We start from the raw sequence: 22522 nt of genomic DNA on the forward strand, positions 1-22522 counted from the left end.
GTGCCGCCGATGACCTCCTGCGGCATGAACCGCGCCATGTGGGCGTGGGCCTCCTCGCGGGAGAGTTCCAGGAAGGCCACCTCCTCGCCCAGGGCTCCGGCGCCCGCTCGTCGCGCTTGCTGCGGTCGCCCGCGTGCGCGGTCGATCAGTCCAGGTAGTCGCGCAGCACCTGGGAACGCGACGGGTGGCGCAGCTTCGACATGGTCTTGGACTCGATCTGGCGGATGCGCTCACGGGTGACCCCGTACACCTTGCCGATCTCGTCGAGCGTCTTCGGCTGGCCGTCCGTCAGGCCGAAGCGCATCGAGACCACGCCGGCCTCGCGCTCGGAGAGGGTGTCCAGCACCGAGTGCAGCTGCTCCTGGAGCAGGGTGAAGGAGACCGCGTCAGCCGGGACGACCGCCTCGGAGTCCTCGATCAGGTCACCGAACTCGCTGTCGCCGTCCTCGCCCAGCGGAGTGTGCAGCGAGATCGGCTCGCGGCCGTACTTCTGGACCTCGATGACCTTCTCGGGGGTCATGTCGAGTTCCTTGGCCAGCTCCTCCGGGGTGGGCTCGCGGCCCAGGTCCTGGAGCATCTGGCGCTGGACGCGGGCCAGCTTGTTGATGACCTCGACCATGTGCACCGGGATACGGATGGTGCGGGCCTGGTCGGCCATGGCACGGGTGATTGCCTGACGGATCCACCAGGTGGCGTAGGTCGAGAACTTGTAGCCCTTGGTGTAGTCGAACTTCTCGACCGCACGGATCAGACCGAGGTTGCCCTCCTGGATCAGGTCCAGGAAGAGCATGCCGCGACCGGTGTAGCGCTTGGCCAGCGAGACCACCAGACGGAGGTTGGCCTCCAGCAGGTGGTTCTTGGCCCGGCGTCCGTCCTCGGCGATGATCTCCAGCTCGCGCTTGAGCTTCGGGGCGAGCTTGTCGGCGGCCGAGAGCTTGTCCTCGGCGAACAGACCGGCCTCGATGCGCTTGGCGAGCTCGACCTCCTGCTCGGCGTTGAGCAGCGGGACCTTGCCGATCTGCTTCAGGTAGTCCTTGACCGGGTCGGCGGTGGCACCGGCGACGGCGACCTGCTGGGCGGGCGCGTCGTCCTCGTCGTCGTCGGAGAGGACGAAGCCCTCCGACTCCTCCTCCGGGCCCTCGGCCTCGGCCTTGTCGCCCGGCAGCGCGACGTCCTCGAGCAGCTCCTCGTCGCCGAGCAGTTCCTCGTCGCCGCCCTTGGCGCCCTTGGCGGTGGTGGTCTTCTTCGCGGCGGTCTTCTTGGCCGGCGCGGCGGTCTTCTTGGCCGCGGCCTTCTTGGCCGGCACGGCCTTCTTAGCCGGGGCGGCCTTCACCTCGGCGACCGAGACGGTCGTCTCGTCGACGGTGATCTCGGCGGAGACCGTGGGGGCCGGGGCCGCGGCGGCAGCCGCGACGGCCGGAGCCGCGACGGGCGCGCCGGGGGCGATCCGCACGGGCGGCTTGGTCGGGGCCGACGGGGTCCGGGTGGTGACAGCCTTGGTGGCGGTGCGCTTGGTGGGGCTCTTGGCAGCAACGCTCTTGCGCTTGGCGCCGGCCGGCTCGGCCGCGCTGACCATGAGGTCCACCCCCTCCTCAATCAGCACCTGGTTGAGGCTGCGCATGACGTTCTTCCACTTGGTGACCGGGATCTGGTCCGCCTCGAACGCCTGGCGCACGTCGTCACCGGCGATCTGCCCCTGGGCCTTGCCCCGCTCGATGAGCGCCAGCAGAGCCGCGGACTCGGCGATCTCGGGGGGAAGCGAACGGGATGTGCTGGCCGACACGAACAACCTCTCGGACGATGAGTGGACTCGAACCCGTACCGGCCGCCCGAGCGGGCGGGGAAGGAGATCGCGCGTCGGACGCGCGGTGTCGATTCCGACCGACTCGGGCTTGAGGACTGGGTTTGTAGGACGGCAGCAGCGCCGCAGACCAACACAGCATTCTGACATGTTGGGGTATTCCGGAGCTGCTTCCGCTCAGGACACATCGCTGCTACTCGTCAAGTGTTACGCATGGCCTTGGTGTCGCGGGTCACACCGCTCGGCGCCCGTGGCCCCGGGGCCTGGATCCATCATCGCGCACTCGCGCCGAAGTCGGTTGTCATGGACGGGGCGGCCGTCGCGTTCGAACGACGGCCGGTGCACGGAGGCCCTCCGGCTGCGCCGCGCGGTGCGGCCGGAGGGCCCTGGAGGAGCACGCCGCGACCGGCGCGACCGCTCGCCGAGAACAGCCCGCTCAGTGCTCCCGGGGCGCGGGGACAGAGGGCTCCGTCTCGGGATGGACGGTGAGCAGCGCCCGCATCGCGACCTCGCCCGCGGCGCCGTCGCCAGCGCCCAGCGCGTCGACCAGCCGGGCGTGCAGACCGACCGAGGACTCGGAGGGCCGCTCGCAGGAGATCGCCGGGCCGCCCGAGACCTGCAGGGCGCAGGAGACGATCCCGGACAGGTGCTCCAGCATCCGGTTGCCCGCCATCTGCAGGACCAGGCCGTGCAGTTCGGCGTCGGCCCGGGTGCAGGTGGACAGGTCGGCCTGGGCGGCGGCGTGGCTCATGATCTCGACCAGCTCGACCAGCCGCTGCTGGACGTCCTCCCGGCCGTGGCCGGCCGCGAGCCGGGCTGCCAACGGCTCGATCGCCCAGCGGAGCTCGAACAGCTCCCGGCGCTGCTCGTCCCGCTGCGGGCCGAAGGCGCGCCACTCGATGATGTCCGGGTCCAGCAGGTTCCAGTCGCCGACCGGGCGGACCCGGGTGCCGACGTTGGGGCGGGCGCTGACCAGGCCCTTGGCCTCCAGTACGCGCAGCGACTCGCGGACGACGGTCCGGGACACCTCGAACCGCTGGCCGATCTCCTCGGGCACGAGCGGACGGTCGGCGCCGAGGTCGCCGGAGACGATCATCTGGCCGAGCTGCTGGACCAGCTGGCCGTGCAGACCGCGGCCTCGGCTGCTGGTGGTCTTGCGGCCGACCCGGGCGATATCGGACTCGGCGCCCTCCCAGCGGGGCGCCGGCGGCGTCGGCCGGTCGGCGTACGAGAAGCGGTCCAGATCGCCGGAGCCGTGGATCGGCCCGTCGGCGGAACGGGCGGGGGTCATGGTGGGGTGCGCAAGGGTACTCACGCCTCCTTTGTCGGCGATCGGCAGGCACAGCTTGAGAATTCTCGTGAAAAGCACACGAAAGGGTGATCGACCGTGACTGGATAATTGACTTCTTATCAGGAAGAACCGCTCATTACGGTCACTGCTGGTCGATCTTGGTGGTTCGGGGTGGTCCCGGGGTGGGTGGTGCGTGGCGGGTGGCAGCGGGCGCTACAGCGCGCGACGGCGCGCCTGGACGAGCAGGGCGGCGAGCAGCAGGGCCGCCACGGGGGCCGCGACCGCCCCGAGCAGCGCCGGATCCGTCAGCGCCGCGCTGTCGGCAGCTGCCTCGTGCACGCCGCCGTACACCCAGCCGTAGGCCCACTCGATGCCGGACTGGAAGGGCAGCAACTCGGCCGTCCGGCTCGGCCAGGGGCGGCCGGTCTGACGCAGCAGCAGGGCCACGCCGGACTCCAGCAGCGCCGGCAGCGCGCACAGCAGCAGCACCCCGGCCGCGGCGCTGCGGGTCAACGAGGCGGTCAGCACGCCGGTCCAGCCAGCCACCACGGTCAGCAGGACGAAGGCCAGCAGCGCGGTCGGCACCCCATGCCCGGCCACCAGCGCCAACGGGGCGGACACTCCCGGCAGGTCGCCGAGCGCGTTCAGTCCGGCGGCGCCCAGTGCCTCGCCCACCTGGCCGGAGAGCGCGGCCGGGTTCGACCAGGCCGGCACCGTCACCCCGCCCGGCATCGCGAGGTGCACGGCCACCGTGTCGAGCAGCAGGGTGGCCAGCGCCAGCAGGGCCGCGACCGGGCCGACCACCAGCAGCTTGGCCAGCAGCAGCCGCACCCGGCGCGAGTACGCCACCTGCGAGGCCGCCAGCCCCGGGTGGCGCACCTCGTGGCCGTAGGAGAGCGCGCCAAGCACACCGGCGCCGAGGGCCGCGAAGGGCAGCGGGATCAGCGGGACGGCGGCGGTCAGCAGCCGCACCCCGACCCGGGCGGCCAGCGGGCCGACCGGGGCCTGGCTCGCCAGCACGGCGGCCACGCCGGCGTCGCAGAGCAGGACGGCGGCGAGCAGCAGCCAGGTGGAACGCAGGCCGCGCAGGCGGCGCAGCTCGTAGGCCAGAACACGCACGGTTCACTCGCTCCGGTGGTCGTCGGGGGTGGGGGCCTTGCTCGTGGTGACACGGCCGAGGCGGACGGTGTCGTCGGTGAGCAGGTCCGCGGCGCTCTCGCCGCGACGCGGAGGCTGGGGCTCGGTGCGGACGGACTCGCTTGCGCCAAGGGGCTCGCCCGCCGGGGCGGGGGTCGCCGCCGGGGCGGGGGTCGTCGCCGGGGCGGGTACGTCGCGGAAGAGCCGGTCCGGGGCGACGGTGGGCGCGGGGTCGCCCTGGCGTGCGGCGGCCGCGCCGAGCACGGGGAGCGCGGCCGTCACGGCGGCGACGGGCAGCGCGCGGGTAGGCAGGGAGACCTCGTCCCGGGAGCGGCCCTCCGCGGCGGGCTCGGCGACGACGGGCCGGTGGCTCGGCTCGGAGCCCGGCTCGGGCTTCGGGTTCGCGCGCAGCTCGGGGCTCGGCCCGGCTTCGGGGGCCGGCTCGGCTGCGGGTTCGGGCGTCTGCTGGAGACGGAGACGGCCGGAGCGCCCGGAGGGAACCGGCAGGACGGCCCGGGGTGCTGGCTGCTCGGCCACCCGGTCGGCCAGCTCGTGCAGCAGGATCCCGTGGCGGTAGGCGAGTTCACCGATCTCGGTGCGGTCGATGCCCGCCACCGCGAGTCCCGCGCCGCCGTCCCGGCGCACCTCGGCGCCCTGACTGACCAGCAGATCGGCCAGCCGCGCCATCTGCGGCCCCCGAACGGCCACTTCGGGACTGAGCCTGCTCTGGCAGAACTCCGAGACCGGCTGGTCGGCCACCAGGCAGCCGCGGTCCAGGGTGACCACCCGGTCCGCGAGTTGCGCGGCCTCCTGCGGGGAGCGGGTGGTCACCAGGACCGTCCCGCCCACGACGGCGAAGGAGCGCAGGAAGGAGTGGAACCACTCGAGGTTGCGCGGTGAGAGGCCCTCGGTCGGCGCGTCCAGCAGCAGTGTGCCGGGGTCGCCGAGCAGCGCGGCGGCCAGGGCGAGTCGGCGGTGCATGCCGGGCGAGAAGGTGCGCAGCCGCTGCCCGGCGACGGTGGCCAGTCGGGTCCGCTCCAGCAGCTCGTCGGCCCGCCGCGCGGGGACGCCGACGGCCGCAGCCAGCATCCGCAGGTGGCCGCGCGCCTTGCGCCCCGGGTGTCCGGCCCCCTCCCCCGGTCCGGGCAGCAGCACGCCGACCTCGCGCTCGGGGCGGCGGATCCGCCGGTAGGGGCGGCCGTCGAAGAGCGTGATGCCCTGGCCGCGTTCGAGTTCGAGCATCAGCCGCAGCGCGGTGGACTTGCCCGCGCCCTCGTCGCCGAGCAGCACGGTCACCATGCCCGGCCGAGCGTCGAAGGTCAGATCGAGTACGGCGGGCGGGGCGCCCTTGCGGTACGCCCTGGTCAGTCCGGTGATCTGGATCATCGCTGGCTGCTCCCATGTCCTCGGCCGACCTGCTCGACGCCAGCACATTAGGGGCCAGCACCGCCGATTCCGGGCATTACCGAACCGCCACGGGCCCACCGCCCGCCCACCTCACCCGATCAGGGGACAATCCGATCCTGCGATTCACGGGGCGTGCCCGCGCCGGGGCCGTCGGCACCCCGGCCAGTGGGCGGTACCGCGGCCTGCAGGAAGGCCGCGGCACCCGGCGGGAGCGGCTCGCCGACGCACTCCCCCTGAAACTCCTCGACGGCGGCCTTGCCCGCGACGGCGATCTCCGCCAGCTGCTCCTGCTCGGCGCTCAGCGTCTCCTGCACGGAGGCGATCGTCGCCGGGTCGGCTTGCGCGGCCTTCAAGGAGGCCAGCTTCCGCTCGGTTCCGGCGGTGGTCGCGGTGAGGCTCTTGTGTTCCGCCACCAAGCTCTCGATGCCGCTTCGATGTCTGGCGCAGTCGTCGTTGATGGTCATCACGAGGCTCCCAGGATCCGAAGGCCTTCGGCCCGGCGACCGAAGCGTCCATCGACACTGTGCGCCGGTGTCACCCCGCCGGCCTCCGGACCGGGGCCGTTCGGCGGCCCCGGGCGCCGGCGGCCCCGGGGCTTCGGGGCGCTCAGGACTCCGGGCGGAGCATGGGCGGATTGAGGACCGTGGCGCCCCCGGCGGTGAAGAGCTGGGCCGGGCGGCCGCCCTGACGGGTCGTCGTGCCGCCCGAGGGGAGGAGGAAGCCGGGGGTGCCGGTGACCTTGCGGTGGAAATTGCGCGGGTCAAGGACGACGCCCCAGACGGCCTCGTAGACCCGGCGCAGCTCGCCGACGGTGAACTCGGTCGGGCAGAAGGCGGTGGCGAGCGAGGAGTACTCGATCTTGGAGCGGGCGCGTTCCACGCCGTCGGCCAGGATCAGGCCGTGGTCGAAGGCGAGCGGGACGCCGTCGGCCGGGCTCTCGCCGAGGAGTTCGCTGACCGGGGCCCAGCGGGCGCTGCTGGCGTCGCCGCCGGCCCGGGGGGTCGGGAGGTCTGGGGCGAGCACCAGGTAGGCGACGCTGACCACGCGCATCCGGGGGTCGCGCTGCGGGTGGCCGTAGGTGGCGAGCTGCTCCAGGTGGGCACCAGCCGCGCCGGGGCCGACCGCGTCGTGGCCGGGGGCGGAGTGGGCACGCAGGCCGGTCTCCTCGGCCAGCTCTCGGGAGGCGGCCTCGGCCAGGCCCTCGTCCGGGCGGACGAAGCCGCCGGGCAGCGCCCAGTACCCCTGGTAGGGCGGCTCGCCCCGTCTGACCAACAGGGCGCAGAGCGAGTGGTCGCGCACCGTCAGCACCACCAGGTCAACCGTGACAGCGAACGGAGGGAAGGCCGACGGATCGTAACGCGACATGGCGACGATCATAGTCGTCTCTCTGACGATAAGCACAGGCCTGTACACGCAGTGCCCAGCGCCGGTGACCCGCCCGCCCGGCACGGTTCGCGCACGGGCGGGCGCGGTGCCGGCGGGCGGGCGCGGGCAGGCCCGGCGGGGCCCGGCGTCAGCGGGCGACCAGCTGGAGATCCACGGAGGCCTCCTCGACCATCGCCACCCCGATCCGGCTCACCCGGACCGAGAAGGGCTCGCCCGCCACCCGCAGGCCGGTCAGCTCCAGTTCGCCGAGCGGGGCGGTGCTGGCCGGGCGGACCAGGACCCGGCCACCCGGGACGTCGGGCCGGACCCCGGCGAGCGCGAACACGGCGTGGACGGCTCCGGCGGCGGAGACCGCCGCCGGGCGGCAGGCGGCGGGGTGCGGGACCGGCGGGCTGCCGGGGGTGCGCTGCTCCCCGGCGTACATCTCCGGGAGCCGCCCCTCGAAGTGGGCGGACGCGGCAAGCAGGCCCTCCAGCAACGTGCCGGCCTCGTTCTCGTGGCCGGCCTCGGCGAGTCCGGCGATCGCCAGTGCGGTCTCGTGGATCCGCACCGCGCCGCCGCGGTGGCCCAGCGGGTTGAATCGGGGGGACTTGGCACTGAGAGTGCGCAGGCCCCAGCCGCTGTCCAGCTCGGGTGCCACCAGTCGCTGGGCGAGCAGCCGGGTCTGCTCGCGGTCCAGCAGGCTGTCGTGCCTGCCGCCGTCGGCGGCGAGCCCGGTGTCGAGCAGGTGCACCAGGGAGGAGGCGACGGCGGGCAGCGGCTGGCTGCCCGGGGCCAGCCCGGCGGCGGGGCGCCCGCCGGAGAGGTCGTCGATCCAGAACCGCTCGCGGAAGCGGCCGCGCAGCTCGACGGCCCAGCCCCGCCATTCCTCGGCGCCCGGGCGGCCGAAGGCCTCCAGGAGCTCGGCGCCGTGCAGGGCGGCGCGGTGGGCCTGCGCCTGGACCTCAGCGCGGGCGGCCACCGGGTGTGCGACGCGGTCCTCCACCGGGCGACTCAGGTCGGTGACGAAACCGTCCACCAGGCCTTCACGCAGAGCGGCTAGGACCCGCTCGACGGCCGGGAGCAGCTCGGCGACCTCCGCCCGGGGCAAGCCCCAGCGCCAGGCCTCGGCCAGCACGGTGACGAACAGCAGGGTGGCCTCGGTGGCGGTGCAGGTCGGCGGCAGCTCGAGGCCGCCGTGCCGCAGGGCGCCGGGCAACAGGCCCGCGACCCGGCCCGGGGCGGGGGCGAGCTGCTGCCGACGGGCCAGCGCGCGCAAGGTGCCGGCGGCGAGCCGGGTGCCGAGCGGGAGGGTCAGCCGGGCGGCCCAGAGCGCGTCGGCCGGGGCGAGGCCGAAGCGCCAGGGCGCGCCGGAGGCCGGGTAGAGGTCGGTCGGGCGGTCCGGGTCGGCGAACAGTAGCCCGCCGAGGGCGTCCAGGGAGCGGGCGACCAGCAGGGCGGCGCGGGAGTCGTCGCTGCGCACCTCCGGCTCGGCCCAGGGCAGCGGGACGCCTGTGCCCCGCCCACTGGGCGGGCGCGGGCCGCCGGGGGCGCTGTCCAGTTCGGCGCGCAGCTCGACCGACCACCGGGCACCAGGCTGGACCTCCAGGTCCCAGCGGAGCACTCCGGCCCCGGCCAGGACGGCGTGCGGGGAGGGCTTGGCGCTGACCACGGCACTGTGCACCGGGCCGGCCCAGCGCAGCCCGGCGGACTGCACCTGGCCCGGCAGATCGGGCGGACGGTGCCCGGCGGCGATCTCGGCGACCGGGCCGAGGTCGGTGCCGAGGGCGATCTCCAGCGGCAGCCGGGCGGGCCGGGCGCCGGTGTTTCGCACGGTGACCGTCTCCACGCCGTCCGCGTGGCGCAGCCGCTCGACGGTGAGTGCCGGGTCCGGGTCGAGGTCGCCGGGGAGGCGGACGGCGCCGAGGAAGCGGGCCTGGGCGGCGCTGGTCGCGGTGCCCTGGAGCGGCAGCGGCTCCATGCCGCCCAGCCGCAGTTCCATCCGGGCGAGCACCCGGACGCCGTTGCGGTAGAAGCCGTGCAGACCGTGGCCGCGCAGCTGGCCGTCGGGGCCGGAGGCGGCCATCGCGGGGGCGTTGACGCAGAGCACCGCGTGGTGGACGGCCGGGGGCTGGGGGCGTGGCGGGGCCGCGGGCCGGCCCTGGGCGGCGGGTGCACCCGCCGGCCCGGGCACCGGGATCTGCTCGGGCCGGCCGGCCGCTCTGGGCGCGCCGACCACGCTCTCGGCCGGCATGGCCTGTGGTGGCCTCATGGCGGTCACCGGACTCTCCTCCCCTCGGCGGTCCGGTGGCCGGTCAGGGCCGGTGGGCCGCGAGCATGCTCGATCGCGTGCTGATGGTGCCGGGCCGACGGGGTCTGTCCCGTCGGCGGTGTGCCGTGTCTGGCCGTACCCGGCGGTGGGCCGTGCCATGCGGCGCGCGGTACCGGGCCGGTACCGCCGCGCCACGCCTTCGCGTCGGGCACGCCATCGTGCCCGGCACGCCGTCAGGTCCGGTTCCCCGGCCTGCCGGTGACGCCCCGTTCGGGACGCCCCGAACATGGCGCCCCGCTCCCGTGGCCCGCGCACGTCAGGCCGTCGGTCCCGCTCGGCGGTCCGCGCCGCCGGGCAGGTGGTGCCCGGCCCGGGCACCGGTCGGACACCGTCCGGGTACAGGGCCCCCGGGGTGAACGCCGCGCACCGCCACCAGGTCACGCCCAACCGCCGTCTCCCCCGTCGCGCCCGGACCGCCGGGCCGTCGCGTCGCCTCCGGCGAGCCGTCACCTGGGCCCCGCCGCGCGCCGAGCCTGTCACCGTCCATGGGCCGAGCCGGACTCCGGTGGCGCTCAGGCCAGGGGCTCGGCGCATGCCGGAGGGCCGACCGGGGGACGGGGGCGGTCGAACCGGCGCTCGACCGCCGCCAGGATACGGTGCGGGGGTCGCGGCGCCCGCACCCGGTGACCCCGTGAACCGCGACGCAATCGCTGTGACCAGCAGAGACCGAGGAGTTGCATGTCCACCGTCAGCCGGCTGCCCGGGATTGTCACGACCGACCACGTCTTCCAGCTCCCCCTCGACCACTCCGCCCCCGAGGGTGAGCAGATCGAGGTGTACGCCCGCGAGGTGGTGGCCTGCGGCCGGGAGAAGGACGACCTGCCCTGGCTGGTCTTCCTCCAGGGCGGGCCCGGCGGCAAGGCTGCCCGCCCGCTCGGCCGGGACGCCTGGCTGGACCGCGCCCTGGACGACTACCGGGTGCTACTGCTGGACCAGCGCGGCACCGGGCGGTCCACGCCCGCGACCCGGCAGACCCTCGCCCGGCGCGGCGGCCCGCAGGAACAGGCGGACTACCTGGCGCACTTCCGCGCGGACTCGATCGTGCGGGACGCCGAACTGATCCGCCACCGACTGCTCGGCGCCGACAAGCGCTGGAGCGTGCTCGGCCAGAGCTTCGGCGGCTTCTGCACCCTCACCTACCTCTCCTTCGCTCCCGAAGGCCTGACCGAGGCCTTCATCACCGGCGGCCTGTCCGGCCTCGGCAGCTCGGCCGACGACGTCTACCGCGCCGCCTACCCGCGCGTCGTCAGCAAGAACGCGGACCACTACGCGCGCTTCCCGAAGGACGTCGAGGCCGTACGCCGGATCGCCGCCCACCTCACCGACTCCCCCGCCACCCTGCCCGGCGGCGGGCTGCTGACCGTCGAGGCCTTCCAGGCACTCGGGCTCATGCTCGGCGGCGGCAGCGGCTCAGGTGCCCTGCACTACCTGCTGGAGGAGGCCTGGGTGGAGGGCCCGGCCGGGGCCGAGCTCTCCGACACCTTCCTGGCCGGCGTCCAGGCCCGGCTCTCCTTCGCCGAGGGCCCGCTGTACGCGGTACTGCACGAGTCGATCTACGGCCAGCGCTCGGTGGACCAGACCGGCACCGGCTGGTCGGCCGAGCGCGTCCGCAAGGAGTTCCCGCAGTTCGACGCCCGGGCCGCGCTGGAGTCCGCCGCGCCGGTGCTGTTCACCGGGGAGATGATCTACCCCTGGATGTTCGACACCGACCCGGCTCTGCGCCCTCTGAAGGAGACCGCTGACCTGCTCGCCGCCCGCACTGACTGGCCCGACCTGTACGACCCGGCGCGGCTGGCCGCCAACACCGTGCCGGTCGTGGCGGCGGTGTACCACGACGACATGTACGTGGACACTGCCGACTCGCTGGCGACCGCCCGTGCGGTGCGCGGTCTGCGGACCTGGATCACCAACGAGTGGGAGCACGACGGCCTGCGGGTGAGCGGCGGCGAGGTGCTGGACCGGCTGATCAAGATGGTCCACGGCGAGGTGTAGCGGCTCGCGGCCCGGCCGGGCGACCATCGGCTCACTGCGCGCGGCGGACCGCTCTCGCCGCCTGCCGGGTGCCCCGGCACCGGTGCAGCCCGGTGCCGGACCGAACGGCGGCCGACGCGCAGGCCGCCGCCCGGCCGAGCCGCACACCCCGGCTGAGCCGGTGCCCGGGCGCCGGGAGCAGGGCCACCGGCCCGGGCCCGCTCCCGTCCGGCTCTGGACTGCGGGAGCCGCCGGAGCCGCTGGGGCTTCCAGGACTGCCGGGGCAGCGACCGGCGGGTGCCGACGCCGCAGATGCTCCCCTCCCCCGGGCACCGCGTCGGCGCCGACGCCCTCCGCTGGCCCGCCCGGGCCGCCCCCCGGGGGCCTCGCCCGTGGCCGGGGCCGGCCCCGGCTCGCCCTCGCCACCGGGATCGGGCTCGGTCCTGGGCTTGCCCACGCGCTCCTCGCGCCGTCGACGCTGGGCCTCGACGGCGGACATCAGCGCCCCCGGCGCCATGCCGTCGTTCATCGACTCGTACAGCAGCTCGGCCAGCAGGTAGCCCGGGGCGAGCCGCAGCACGTGGCCGAGCACCACCCGGGCGGTCGCCGTGTCCCCGGCGACCCAGGAGGCCCAGGCCAACAGGGTGAGTGGGGCCACCGCACAGCCCTCGTACGGCGGCACGGCGCGCCGGGCGAGGTAGCGCCAGAGCCGCTCGGCAGGGGCGAGCTCGGTGGGCCGGACGTACTCGACGCCGCGATCGCGGGTGAGGCGGTCCCGCAGGGCGAACAACAGCCGGGCCGTCCGCTCGTCGTCGAGCTCCCGGGTGCCAGCCGCGAACTCGGCGAAGGCCTGCTCCAGCAGTTCGATGCCCTGCTCCCGGGAGACGGTGCCGATGGCGGCCTCGGCCCGGGCGAGTGCCTCGCGCTGGGAGGCGGCCTCCGGCGGACCGACAGGGGCCAGCCCGCCGATGATCGCCTTCCGGCTGCCGCGCGGCACCAGGCCGGCCACCGTCGCGGCGGCCGCCGCCGGGCCCGGATCGGGCCCGCGCCGCACCGGATTGCCGGCAGGATCGCAGCACCCCTCGCGGCGGCAGAGGAAGGACCACCAGCGGCCGTCGGAGACGCAGAGCGACTCCTTGACCGCCGCTCCCCTACGTCCGAAGGCTGCGCGGAGGTGGTCGGCCAGCGGCCGCAGTCCCTCCACCACCGGCGGGGCGTGCGCGGTGACGGGATCCTGGCAGAGGTAGAGCAGCACCTGGAGCGGACGACTGCCGTGCCGCTCGGAGAGGGCGACCAGCAGGGCTGCCGTCTCCTCCGCCGCCGCGGGCCAGTCCGCGGGCGAGGCCGGGAGGTCCGCCCGGATGACCCCGCCCTGGTGCAGGTCGGGGCCCTGGAGGCCGACCGCGACGATGCTGTCGTCGGGGTAGAACCCCAGGAGGTAGGGCAACAGCTCGGCCATGTCGGCCGGACCGCGCATGACGACCGGCCGCTGCTCGGAAGCCGGGCCGAGGGACAGGGTGACGTGTTCGTTGTTCATCGCGTTCATGGCCGCAACAGTGGACGCAATCCGACAACGGCACCGAAGTTCTCTTTTTCCTGTGGATAGCTCGGACCCCGAATTTCTCATCGCTCATTCGGAGCACGTGACACACACTCCGCCGAGTGGATTTTGACAACCGTTCAACGGATCAACGGATGAAATCCACTCCGCCTTCCACTCCCCCGTCTCACCCGCATTCGCCCCTTGTCGGCGCCATGGGGTTACATCGACGTCATGCAGCAGCCCGACATCCACACCACCGCAACCGCCGACCGCACCGAGGTCCGGGCGCGGGCCGAGGCCGTTCTCCGAGAGCTGGCCGGCCCCGCCGCCGCCCTGCGCGAGGACCAGTGGACGGCCATCGAGGCCCTCGTGGTCGACCACCGCCGCGCGCTGGTCGTCCAGCGCACCGGCTGGGGGAAGTCCGCGGTCTACTTCATCGCCACCGCCCTGCTCCGCGCCCGGGGCGCCGGGCCGACGGTGATCGTCTCCCCACTGCTCGCCCTGATGCGCAACCAGGTCGAGTCCGCGGCCCGGGCAGGCATCCACGCCCGCACCATCAACTCGGCCAACACCGAGGAGTGGGACGAAATCCAGGCCGAGGTCGCCGCCGGGAAGGTCGACATCCTGCTGGTCAGCCCCGAGCGGCTGAACAACCCGGACTTCCGCGACCAGGTGCTGCCGAAGCTCGCCGCCTCCACCGGCCTGCTGGTGGTCGACGAGGCCCACTGCATCTCCGACTGGGGCCACGACTTCCGCCCCGACTACCGGCGGCTGCGCACCATGCTCGCGGACCTCCCGCCCGGGGTCCCGGTGCTGGCCACCACCGCCACCGCCAACGCCCGGGTCACCGCGGACGTCGCCGAGCAGCTCGGCACCGGCACCACTGACGAGCACGCCCTGGTGCTGCGCGGCCCGCTCGACCGGGAGAGCCTCACCCTGGGCGTGCTGTCCCTGCCCGACCCGGCGCACCGGCTCGCCTGGCTGGCCGACCACCTCGACCGGCTGCCCGGCTCGGGCATCGTCTACACCCTGACGGTGGCCGCGGCCGAGGAGGTGACGGCCTTCCTGCGCGAACGCGGCTTCCCGGTGGCCTCCTACTCCGGCCGTACCGAGGACGCCGAGCGCCGAACCGCCGAGGCCGACCTACTGGCCAACCGGGTCAAGGCGCTGGTCGCCACCTCCGCGCTCGGCATGGGCTTCGACAAGCCCGACCTCGGCTTCGTCGTCCACCTGGGCTCGCCCAGCTCGCCGATCGCCTACTACCAGCAGGTCGGCCGGGCCGGGCGCGGGGTGGACCGCGCCGAGGTGCTGCTGCTGCCCGGGCGCGAGGACGAGGCGATCTGGCGCTACTTCGCCTCGCTGGCCTTCCCGCCGGAGGAGCAGGTGCGCCGCACCATCGACGCGCTGGCCGAGGCCGGCCGGCCGCTCTCCACCGCCGCCCTGGAGCCCCGGGTGGACCTGCGCCGCGCCCGGCTGGAGACCATGCTCAAGGTGCTGGACGTGGACGGCGCCGTCCGCCGGGTCAAGGGCGGCTGGACGGCCACCGGGCAGAGCTGGGAGTACGACACCGCCCGCTACGCCAAGGTCGCCGTCTCCCGGGAGGCGGAGCAGCGGGCGATGCGGGAGTATGCGGCGGCCGCCGCCTGCCGGATGGAGTTCCTGCGCCGCCAGCTGGACGACGAACAGGCCGCGCCGTGCGGCCGGTGCGACAACTGCGCGGGCCCGCTGCACACCCCGGAGGTCTCGGCCGAGACGCTGGCCGCGGCCCGGGCGGCGCTCGGCCGCCCGGGCGTGAGCTTCGAGCCGCGCCGACTCTGGCCCACGGGGATGGACGCGCTCGGGGTGCCGCTCAAGGGCCGGATCCCGGCGAGTGAGCAGGCGGAGACCGGTCGGGCGCTCGGCCGGCTGTCGGACATCGGCTGGGGCAACCGGCTGCGCGCCCTGCTCGCCGAGCAGGCGCCGGACGTGCCGGTGCCCGGTGAGGCGGTGGACGCGCTGGTGGCGGTGCTGGCCGACTGGGCGCGCGGTCCGGGCGGCTGGGCCGGACCGGCGACGGCGGAGGGCGCCCGGCTGGAGCGGCCGGTCGGCGTGGTGACCATGGCTTCCTCGACCCGCCCCCAGCTGGTCGGCAGCCTCGGCGCGCGGATCGCCGAGATCGGGCGGCTGCCGCTGCTGGGCCGGATCGAGTACGCCGGCGGGCTGCCGCCGCACGGGGCCCGCAGCAACAGCGCCCAACGGCTGCACTCGCTGGCCGGGGCGCTGACGCTGCCACCAGAGCTGGAGCAGGCGGTGGCAGCGGCTGGCGGGCCGGTGCTGCTGGTGGACGACCTCGTGGACTCGGGGTGGACGGTCACCGTGGCCGCCCGGCTGCTGCGCCGGGCAGGGGCGAGCGCGGTGCTGCCGCTGGTCCTGGCCGTGCAGGGCTGAGCGGGCGGCGACCGGCCGCCGCGAGCGGCCGTCTCCGCCCACGACCGCCGTCACTCGAATGGCCTAAGCGAAAGGAGCCGACAGGGCGATTTCGATCACACCGCAGACCAACCCGGGAAAGGAGTGCCCACCATGCCGAAGACGGTTCACCCCGTCCTTTGCGCGGCGTGGATCAAGGTCGGGCGACGCCTGGGCGACACTCTGGCGGCCGTGGAACATATCCGGCAGAACATGGGCTTTCGGGTGGCGCTCATCATTTCATCGTTGCCGGTCCGCCCCCGTTGCCCCGAGAATTGGGAGGTACCCGAAATCCGGTCCGCTGGACCCGCCCTTCGGCGTACCCAGGCACCCGCCTACCCACGGGCCAGGAAGGAGGATCGTGATCAACGGTATCGGCCGAGGTCAACATCCCCTCTCCGGGAGTTCGGCGCCCAGACGGCTGCTCGACCTGGAGACCTGGACCGCCTCGGGGATCCCGTTGCTGCGCGATCCGCGCGAGTTCGTCCTGGAGCTGCACCAGCGTCATCTGCCCCAGCCGGGCACAGTCGTGGTCGCGGTCCTGGACGCGCTCCACCACCTGGCCGCCTCGGCCTCGTTCACGCCCTGGCCGCACGACACCGACGGCTGGCAGCACCGGAACGACCTGCTCGCGCACCTGCGCCGGATCATCCCGCACGACCTGCGACGGTCAGAGCCGACCCGGACGGCCGCGCTGCTGCGCTGCCGCGAGGGCGCGCCCGGCTGGACGGAGCAGGACGGCGCCTGGATGTGGGCGCTGCGGGACGCGTCCATGCTGCACGGCCTGCGCTGCGGCTCGTACATCGGACTCACCCCGGCGGGCTGGCAAATCCTCGGCGACGGGCGCGGCGGGCGCAATCCACACGCTGGTTCGTGGGCGGACGGGCCGGTGCACACCGTGACGGAGCTGCCGCCCCGGTCGGTGCTCGACGACGCCCCGCGCAGTCAGCGCGCCAGGCAGCAGGCGGCTGAGCAGGCCAAGCGCGGCGACGGTCCGCAGCGCTCCCAGTCGTCCGAGCCCCCGTGGGTCCCGGCGCGGGTCACGGCCGTCGAACCGGGCCGCCGCACCGGCACCCGCTGAGCGGCACCGACAACGGCAGCGCGCGCCGACAAGGCAACGGCAGACCCCGCGCGCACCGGTGCGGGTAGCGGGGCTGGCACTCCGGACGGACCCCGGGTCCGGCACCGTACGGCGCCGGACCCGGAGCGGGAACGACTGTCAGGCCTTGACCGGACGCCCCGGTGCGGCACCGGCCGCACCGGCCGCAGCCGGGCCGGCCTCTCCGCAGACCACCAGTAGCGCGGTCGCGTGGCCGAGCGCCTTGCTGTGCGCCTCGGCGGCCCGGGCGGGCGAACCACCGTTGACCACCAGGACGACCACCTCGCGGCGAACCGGACGGGTCAGCGCGGCGTCGGCGTAGAACACGTCCCCGCCTTCGGTGAGCTGCGCCCAGTAGCGCTCCTCACCGAAGGAGAGCTCGTGCTGCTGCCAGGGGTGCGTCTCGCCGACGGTCAGCACCAGGATGTCGCCCGGGTTGCGGCCGGAGTCCAGCAACAGGTCGACCGCGTCATCGGCGCGCTCCAGCGCCTCGGCCGGGGTCGCGGCGATCCGCTGGACCTCGACCTGCGGCGCGGCGGCGGCCGGGCGGCGCGGCGCCGGCCCCGGCTTGGGGATCAGACGCGGCGGGCCCGAACGGTCGGCGCGCGGCGGGCCCGGACGCGGGGGCGCCGGACGGGGGCCGGGCACCGGGACCAGTGCGGCGGTGACGGTGGTGGGTGCGGTGGCGGGCGCGCCGCCGGTGGCAGGCGCGTGGAGGGCTTGTGCGTCCGACTCGCGGGGGAAGGGAACGCCGGGGCCCGGGAGGCTCTCGTGAATCTCCGGCTCCTCGGGGAAGACAGGCATACCCGGATATCTATCAAATGCCGGTCGGGCGCGCACGAGCGCCCCACCCATTGGGCACCGGACACCCGCCACCCACACCGGGGGCAATTCCAGACGGAACGTCAGAAACCGAGTGTCAACTGTTCGTCGGCGGATCCCCGACCCGCACCCGCGACGTCCCGGCCGCGCTTGAGATGACGCCACTTCGGCAGTGCGTCCAAGTACGCCCAGGAGAGCCGATGGTGCTCGGTGGGGCCGTACTCCTCCAGCGCGGCGCGGTGCACCGGGGACGGATAGCCGGCGTTGTCCGCGAAGCCGTACTCCGGGTACGCCTCGCCCAGTTCGGCCATCATCCCGTCGCGGTGGACCTTGGCGAGCACCGAGGCGGCGGCAACGCAGATGCAGGACTGGTCGCCCTTGATGACCGTGCGCACCCGCCAGGGGCCGCCGAGGTAGTCGTGCTTGCCGTCCAGGACCACCGCGTCGGGTTCGACCGACAGCGCCTCCAGCGCGCGGACGGCAGCCAGCCGCAGCGCTGCCGTCATGCCGAGCTCGTCGCACTCCTGCGGCGAGGCGTGCCCGAGCGCGTACGCGGTGACCCAGTCGGCGAGCACCGGCTCGAGCGCCTGGCGGCGCAGCTCGGTGAGCAGCTTGGAGTCGGTCAGCCCTTCGGGCGCCTTGCGCAGTCCGGTGACGGCGGCGCCGACGGTGACCGGTCCGGCCCAGGCGCCGCGCCCGACCTCGTCCAGGCCGACCACGATCTTGGCGCCGGCCCGGCGGAGCGAGCGTTCGACGGAGTGCGTCGGCGGGACGATGGGCATCGCGGGGACTCCGTTCGGCAAAGCAGCCCGTTCCGGTGGGGGCAGCCTCCAGCCTAAGCCTTGTCTTACGACCGCCCCGAGCCCGCCCGGTGCGGCCGCCCCGCACGGGCCGGCCCGCCCCACACCGGCCGCCCCGGCCTACGACTCTCGGATCAGCGGGACCAGTACGTCGTCCACCAGCCGGACCGCGAAGTCGGGCGCCAGCTCCCGGTCGCGGATCTTCACCTGGAACATCAGCATCGACGGGACCACGTCGGCGACCAGCGGGGAGACCGCCCCGGGCCGGACGTCCCCGCGTTCGACGCCGCGGCGGAGGATGTCCAGGATGGTGTCCTTGGTCGGCTCGATCACCCGCTGCACGATGAAGTCCTTGAACACCTCGGCCTGTTGCTGGGAGAGCTCGGCCATCAGCGCATGCAGGGCGGCACCCGCACCGGAGCCGATCGCATCCGTGAACAGCCCGACGAGCTGCAGCAATTCGGCACGGGCGGACCCGAGGTCGGGGACCCCGTGAGGGCGTGGGAGAGTGGAGTCCAGGGCATCGATGACGAGTTCGACCTTGGACGCCCAGCGCCGGTAGAGCGCGGCCTTCCCGGTCCGCGCCGCAGCGGCGACACCCTCCATCGTCAGTCGCGCATAACCGCCGGAGGTGAGCTGGTCGAGCGCGGCCTCGAAGATCGCGTTCTCCAGCTCCTTCCCCCGGCGCCGCACCGGTCGCGCCAGCGCCTCCCGGGCCGCCCGAATCGGGCAGCGGGGCTCCGACTCCCCATCCGACGACTCCACGAGCGCCATCGGCTCCACGGACACCACCACCGGCACCGCGGGCACCACCGGCTCCACGGGCACTGCGGGCACCGCAGGCGCCAGTACCGCAGGTACCAGGGGCGACGACACCCCGCCCTCCACCGGTCGGGCGACTGCCCGACCGGATGCCCGGTCCGCCGTGAGGCGCCGCACCATCCGCTCCATCGCCACCCTCCTTAAGGAACGCTTGCGTTCACTATCAAGCCCAGGATATCTTCCAAATTAGTGAACGGCACCGTTCCTTCCTAGCCCGCCGACACACAGTCGACGTCGGCGCGCGACAGCACTCCGGGCCCGCAGGTCAGCCGGACACCACGCACCGAGCACCACGCACCGAGCATCAAGCACCAAGCACCAAGCACGTACCAGCACTTCACACCAAGCACCTCGCACGTAGCCAGCAGGGGGAACATTCGTGGCTGTCTCCGACACGCTCAGCAAGACATCACCGCCGAAGGGCCGTCAAGGTCACGGGAAGGGCATCACCCTGACCGTCATCGCGGCCACGCAGCTCATGGTGGTGCTCGACGCGACCATCGTGAACATCGCGCTGCCGCACATCAAGGACGCGCTGAACTTCTCGACCACCGACCTGTCCTGGGTCATCAACGCCTACACGCTGACCTTCGGCGGGCTGCTGCTGCTCGGCGGTCGCGCGGGTGACATCCTGGGCCGCCGCCGGGTGTTCATCTTCGGCACCCTGCTGTTCGGCCTGGCCTCGCTGCTGGGCGGTTTCGCGCAGGACAGTGGCCTGCTACTGGCCGCCCGCGCGCTCCAGGGCATCGGCGGCGCGATCTGTTCACCGACCGCATTCGCCCTGATCGCCACCAACTTCGACGAAGGGCCGGAACGCAACAAGGCGTTCGGCGTCTTCTCGGCGGTGGCCGGCTCGGGCGCCGCGATCGGCCTGCTGGCCGGCGGCCTGCTCACCGAATACCTGAACTGGCGCTGGGTGTTCTTCGTCAACGTGCCGATCGCGATCGTGATCGCGATCGCCGCGCCGCGCTACATCGCCGAGTCCGAGCGCCACCCGGGCCGCTTCGACCTGCCCGGCGCGCTCACCTCGACGCTCGGCCTGGTCGGCCTGGTCTACGGGTTCATCCGGGCCGCCTCGGACGGCTGGACGGACAGCATCACGCTCGGCTCCTTCGCGGCCGGCGCGATCCTGATGGTCGCCTTCTTCGTGATCGAAAACCGCACCGACCAGCCGATCACCCCGATGCACCTGTTCGCCGACCGCAACCGCACCGGCGGCCTGGTGATGATGCTCTGCCTGGCCGCGGCCATGTTCGGCATCTTCTTCTACGTCGTCCTGTTCGTGCAGGGACCGCTCGGCTACAGCCCGCTCAAGGCAGGTGTGTCGTTCCTGCCAATCAGTGTCGCGATCATCATCGCCGCGCAGATCGCGTCCAACCTGCAGGCCAAGTACGGCCCGAAGCCGTTCATGGCGGGCGGCGCGCTGCTGGTCACCGTCGGCCTCTCCTGGCTGACCCTGATGGGCAAGGACAGCGGCTACGTGGACGGGGTGCTCGGCCCCACGGTGGTGTTCGGCTTCGGCATGGGCCTGATCTTCGTCCCGGTGATGCTGCTCTCGGTCGCGGGCGTCCCGGGCGAGGAGACCGGCGCCGCCTCCGGCCTGCTCAACTCGATGCAGCAGATCGGCGGTTCGCTCGGCCTGTCGATCCTGACCACGGTCTTCGCGCACTACGCCGCCGCCGAGACCAAGGCCCAGCTTCCGGCGTTCATGCAGAGCGCCAGTCCGCAGGAGAAGGCCTTCTTCGAGCAGCACCACGAGTTCATCCCGGGCACCGATCCAGCCAACTCGGTTCTCACCCAGGGGATTTCGCACGGCTTCATCGTCGGCGCGGCGCTCGCCGGGGTCGCACTGCTCGTCGCCCTCTTCGTGATCAAGGCGAAGGCCAGCGACCTGCCGAGCGGTGACTCCGCTGGCGTCGCGATGCACTGAGGCACGACAGCGCACCAAGGCACCAACAGCCGACGGGCCCGCCGGGAGCAGCACGCTCCCGGCGGGCCCGTTGCGCGTCCCGGCCGTCAGAAGTGCGGGTCGATCCGCAGCCCCGCCCGCGTGCAGGCGCTCACCTCCCTCGGTCCGTCGTCGGCCAACGGCCGTGCGGCCAGGATCCCGCGGGCCCGGTCGGCGGAGCGGCTGGTGGCGGACCAGGCCACGGGGTGGTCCGCCAGGTCGGCACGGATCAGCTGCAGCGCACAGGACCGCTGCGGTTCCGGTAGCCGGTCCAGGGCAGGCACCGCGTCCGCCGAGAGCTCGCGGACGTTGCGCAGGTCGATCTGCTGCGAGCGCTCGAAGCGGGCGACGTTCTGCTCCGCGACGATCGCGTCCGGCCCCGCCAGCCCGTACACCGCGACGGTGAGCATGCCGCTGAGGACGACGGCGCGCGGCAGCCAGCCGGCGCCGCGGGTGAGCCCGGCGGTGATCAGCAGCAGGAAGACCACGCCCAGCCAGATCTCCACCACCAGCACCCACAGTCGCAGCCGGGTGAGCCCGGAGGCGTCCACGTAGAACCACATCCGGCCGAGCGCCGAGGCCACCACGACCAGCGCGAGCAGGCAGAGCAGCCCCAGCAGGATCCGCGCCACCCGGCGGTCGGCTGGGGTGGTGCGCGGGGCCCAGCGCTTGGCGACGGCCACCACGACCAGGGTCAGCGCGGTGATCGCGCTCAGCTGCCAGAAGCCCTGCCGGGCGTACTCGGAGCGGCTCATGCCGGTGTTGCTCAGCACGGCGTCCGCACCCCCGAGCACCACCACGGCCTGGATCACCGCGAAGGCGCCGAACATCAGGTTGAGCGCGACCAGCGGCAGCGCCCACTCCAGACGGCGCCGCTCCCGCCCCGGCCGGGCCGTCATGCGGTCCCAGCGGCGCGGCCCGGCCGCGATGTGCGCGAAGCCCAGCGCGGTGAGCGTGCCGAGTACGAACAGCGTCGCGCGCAGCGGCAGTTGGTGGAGCTCGAAGCTGGGGTTGAGGCCACTCAGCAGGTCCGCCATGCCGGCGTCGGCGCTGGCGAAGAGCAGGCCGAAGACGGTGAGCAGGACGGCGGCGACCGCGAGCGCCTTGAGCACCGGGGCGATCCGGCCGCGGCCGGGCAGCGCTCGGCCCCCCAGTCCGTCCCAGACCCAGCCCACACCCGACACCAGCTGCCAGAATGCGGCGGGCAGGGCGAACAGCACGCCCGGCCAGCGCCGGCCGCCGTGCAGGGCGAGCGAGGCCAGGCCGAGCGCGCCCCCGACGGCCAGCACGGTCGGCCAGCCCGCGTCCCAGAGGGCCGGAACGGCGAGCAGGGCGAGGGCGAGCAGGCTCCAGGCCACCGTCCAGGGCCGGACCCTGCGGCCCGCCGCGCGGGCGACGAGGCCGGCCCCGACGGCTGTGGCGGCGCCGCAGATCAGCAGGTTGGCGCCCACGCCGTCGTACAGCAGCCAGGCCGTCAGCAGGCCGGTGAGCAGGGCGAGCAGGAGGACTCGGGGGGTGGCCGCCGCCCGGTGCTCGGGCTCGGTGCGGCGCAGCCGGTCGCCGCGCGACGGCACGGGCGTGCCGGCCGACCGGTACGGGCCGGATTGCGAGTACGCGGGCCGGGACGGCGGATCGACGGACGGCGGGTCGACGGGCGGCGGATCGGTCGGGGCAGGCATGGACAGGCCTGACATGAGTCCCCCTCAGTGGTCGGCGGGCATGCGGAAGCCGCCCTCGGG

General features: G+C 74.0%; 16 protein-coding genes. 4 read left to right on the plus strand and 12 right to left on the minus strand.

The genetic code is table 11. The features are described 5' to 3' along the window. Positions 1-145 precede the first annotated feature (145 nt). From ACWC9T_RS14625 to ACWC9T_RS14655, 7 genes are all read right to left on the minus strand, one after another. A complete protein-coding gene (locus ACWC9T_RS14625) occupies positions 146-1789 on the minus strand; it encodes an RNA polymerase sigma factor (RefSeq protein ID WP_449821399.1) in 1644 nt (547 codons plus the stop codon). A gap of 448 nt (positions 1790-2237) precedes the next feature. Further along, complete coding sequence (locus ACWC9T_RS14630; protein ID WP_449821400.1) at positions 2238-3170, minus strand: FadR/GntR family transcriptional regulator; 933 nt, start codon at positions 3168-3170, stop codon at positions 2238-2240. 135 nt (positions 3171-3305) lie between these two features. Continuing rightward, positions 3306-4211, minus strand: coding sequence for a hypothetical protein (locus tag ACWC9T_RS14635; protein WP_449821401.1), 906 nt, complete (start codon positions 4209-4211; stop codon positions 3306-3308). Positions 4212-4214: 3 nt separating this feature from the next. Next, on the minus strand, positions 4215-5615 hold the full coding sequence (locus ACWC9T_RS14640; RefSeq protein ID WP_449821402.1) for an ATP-binding cassette domain-containing protein: 1401 nt from the start codon (positions 5613-5615) through the stop codon (positions 4215-4217). 119 nt (positions 5616-5734) lie between these two features. Next, entirely contained in the window at positions 5735-6100 is a 366-nt protein-coding gene (locus ACWC9T_RS14645; protein WP_449821403.1) for a hypothetical protein, read from the minus strand. A gap of 142 nt (positions 6101-6242) precedes the next feature. After that, on the minus strand, positions 6243-7001 hold the full coding sequence (locus tag ACWC9T_RS14650; protein ID WP_350737961.1) for an NUDIX hydrolase: 759 nt from the start codon (positions 6999-7001) through the stop codon (positions 6243-6245). A 148-nt stretch (positions 7002-7149) separates the two neighbouring features. Continuing rightward, on the minus strand, positions 7150-9273 hold the full coding sequence (locus tag ACWC9T_RS14655) for an amylo-alpha-1,6-glucosidase (protein WP_449821462.1): 2124 nt from the start codon (positions 9271-9273) through the stop codon (positions 7150-7152). Between the two features lie 738 nt (positions 9274-10011). Between ACWC9T_RS14655 and ACWC9T_RS14660 the strand changes: the two genes are divergently transcribed. After that, the gene (locus tag ACWC9T_RS14660; RefSeq protein WP_449821404.1) at positions 10012-11325 is read left to right on the plus strand and encodes an alpha/beta fold hydrolase; all 1314 of its coding nucleotides are present in this window, start codon (positions 10012-10014) and stop codon (positions 11323-11325) included. A 31-nt stretch (positions 11326-11356) separates the two neighbouring features. On the opposite strand, the gene ACWC9T_RS14665 is transcribed toward ACWC9T_RS14660, so the two are convergent. Further along, on the minus strand, positions 11357-12850 hold the full coding sequence (locus ACWC9T_RS14665) for a DUF4192 domain-containing protein (RefSeq protein ID WP_449821405.1): 1494 nt from the start codon (positions 12848-12850) through the stop codon (positions 11357-11359). A gap of 228 nt (positions 12851-13078) precedes the next feature. Here ACWC9T_RS14665 and ACWC9T_RS14670 point away from each other — a divergent pair, with 228 nt between their 5' ends. Beyond that, positions 13079-15274 (plus strand): RecQ family ATP-dependent DNA helicase, encoded by a 2196-nt coding sequence (locus ACWC9T_RS14670; RefSeq protein ID WP_449821406.1) that lies wholly within the window; start codon positions 13079-13081, stop codon positions 15272-15274. Positions 15275-15653: 379 nt separating this feature from the next. Continuing rightward, entirely contained in the window at positions 15654-16373 is a 720-nt protein-coding gene (locus tag ACWC9T_RS14675) for a hypothetical protein (protein WP_449821407.1), read from the plus strand. A 138-nt stretch (positions 16374-16511) separates the two neighbouring features. On the opposite strand, the gene ACWC9T_RS14680 is transcribed toward ACWC9T_RS14675, so the two are convergent. The 3 genes from ACWC9T_RS14680 to ACWC9T_RS14690 all read right to left on the minus strand — a co-directional run bounded on the left by ACWC9T_RS14680 (position 16512) and on the right by ACWC9T_RS14690 (position 18850). Further along, a complete protein-coding gene (locus ACWC9T_RS14680) occupies positions 16512-17195 on the minus strand; it encodes a hypothetical protein (RefSeq protein ID WP_449821408.1) in 684 nt (227 codons plus the stop codon). Positions 17196-17296: 101 nt separating this feature from the next. After that, positions 17297-17995: a ribonuclease HII gene (locus tag ACWC9T_RS14685; RefSeq protein WP_449821409.1), complete on the minus strand. Its 699-nt coding sequence runs from the start codon at positions 17993-17995 to the stop codon at positions 17297-17299. A gap of 138 nt (positions 17996-18133) precedes the next feature. Beyond that, complete coding sequence (locus ACWC9T_RS14690) at positions 18134-18850, minus strand: TetR-like C-terminal domain-containing protein (protein ID WP_449821410.1); 717 nt, start codon at positions 18848-18850, stop codon at positions 18134-18136. A gap of 364 nt (positions 18851-19214) precedes the next feature. Here ACWC9T_RS14690 and ACWC9T_RS14695 point away from each other — a divergent pair, with 364 nt between their 5' ends. Then, a complete protein-coding gene (locus ACWC9T_RS14695) occupies positions 19215-20765 on the plus strand; it encodes an MFS transporter (RefSeq protein ID WP_449821411.1) in 1551 nt (516 codons plus the stop codon). Positions 20766-20851: 86 nt separating this feature from the next. On the opposite strand, the gene ACWC9T_RS14700 is transcribed toward ACWC9T_RS14695, so the two are convergent. Next, positions 20852-22477 carry a DUF4153 domain-containing protein gene (locus ACWC9T_RS14700; protein WP_449821412.1) on the minus strand — a complete coding sequence of 542 codons (1626 nt, stop codon included), beginning with the start codon at positions 22475-22477 and terminating at the stop codon, positions 20852-20854. Between the last annotated feature and the right edge of the window lie 45 nt (positions 22478-22522).

The sequence above is a fragment of the Kitasatospora sp. NPDC001159 genome (assembly GCF_053598235.1).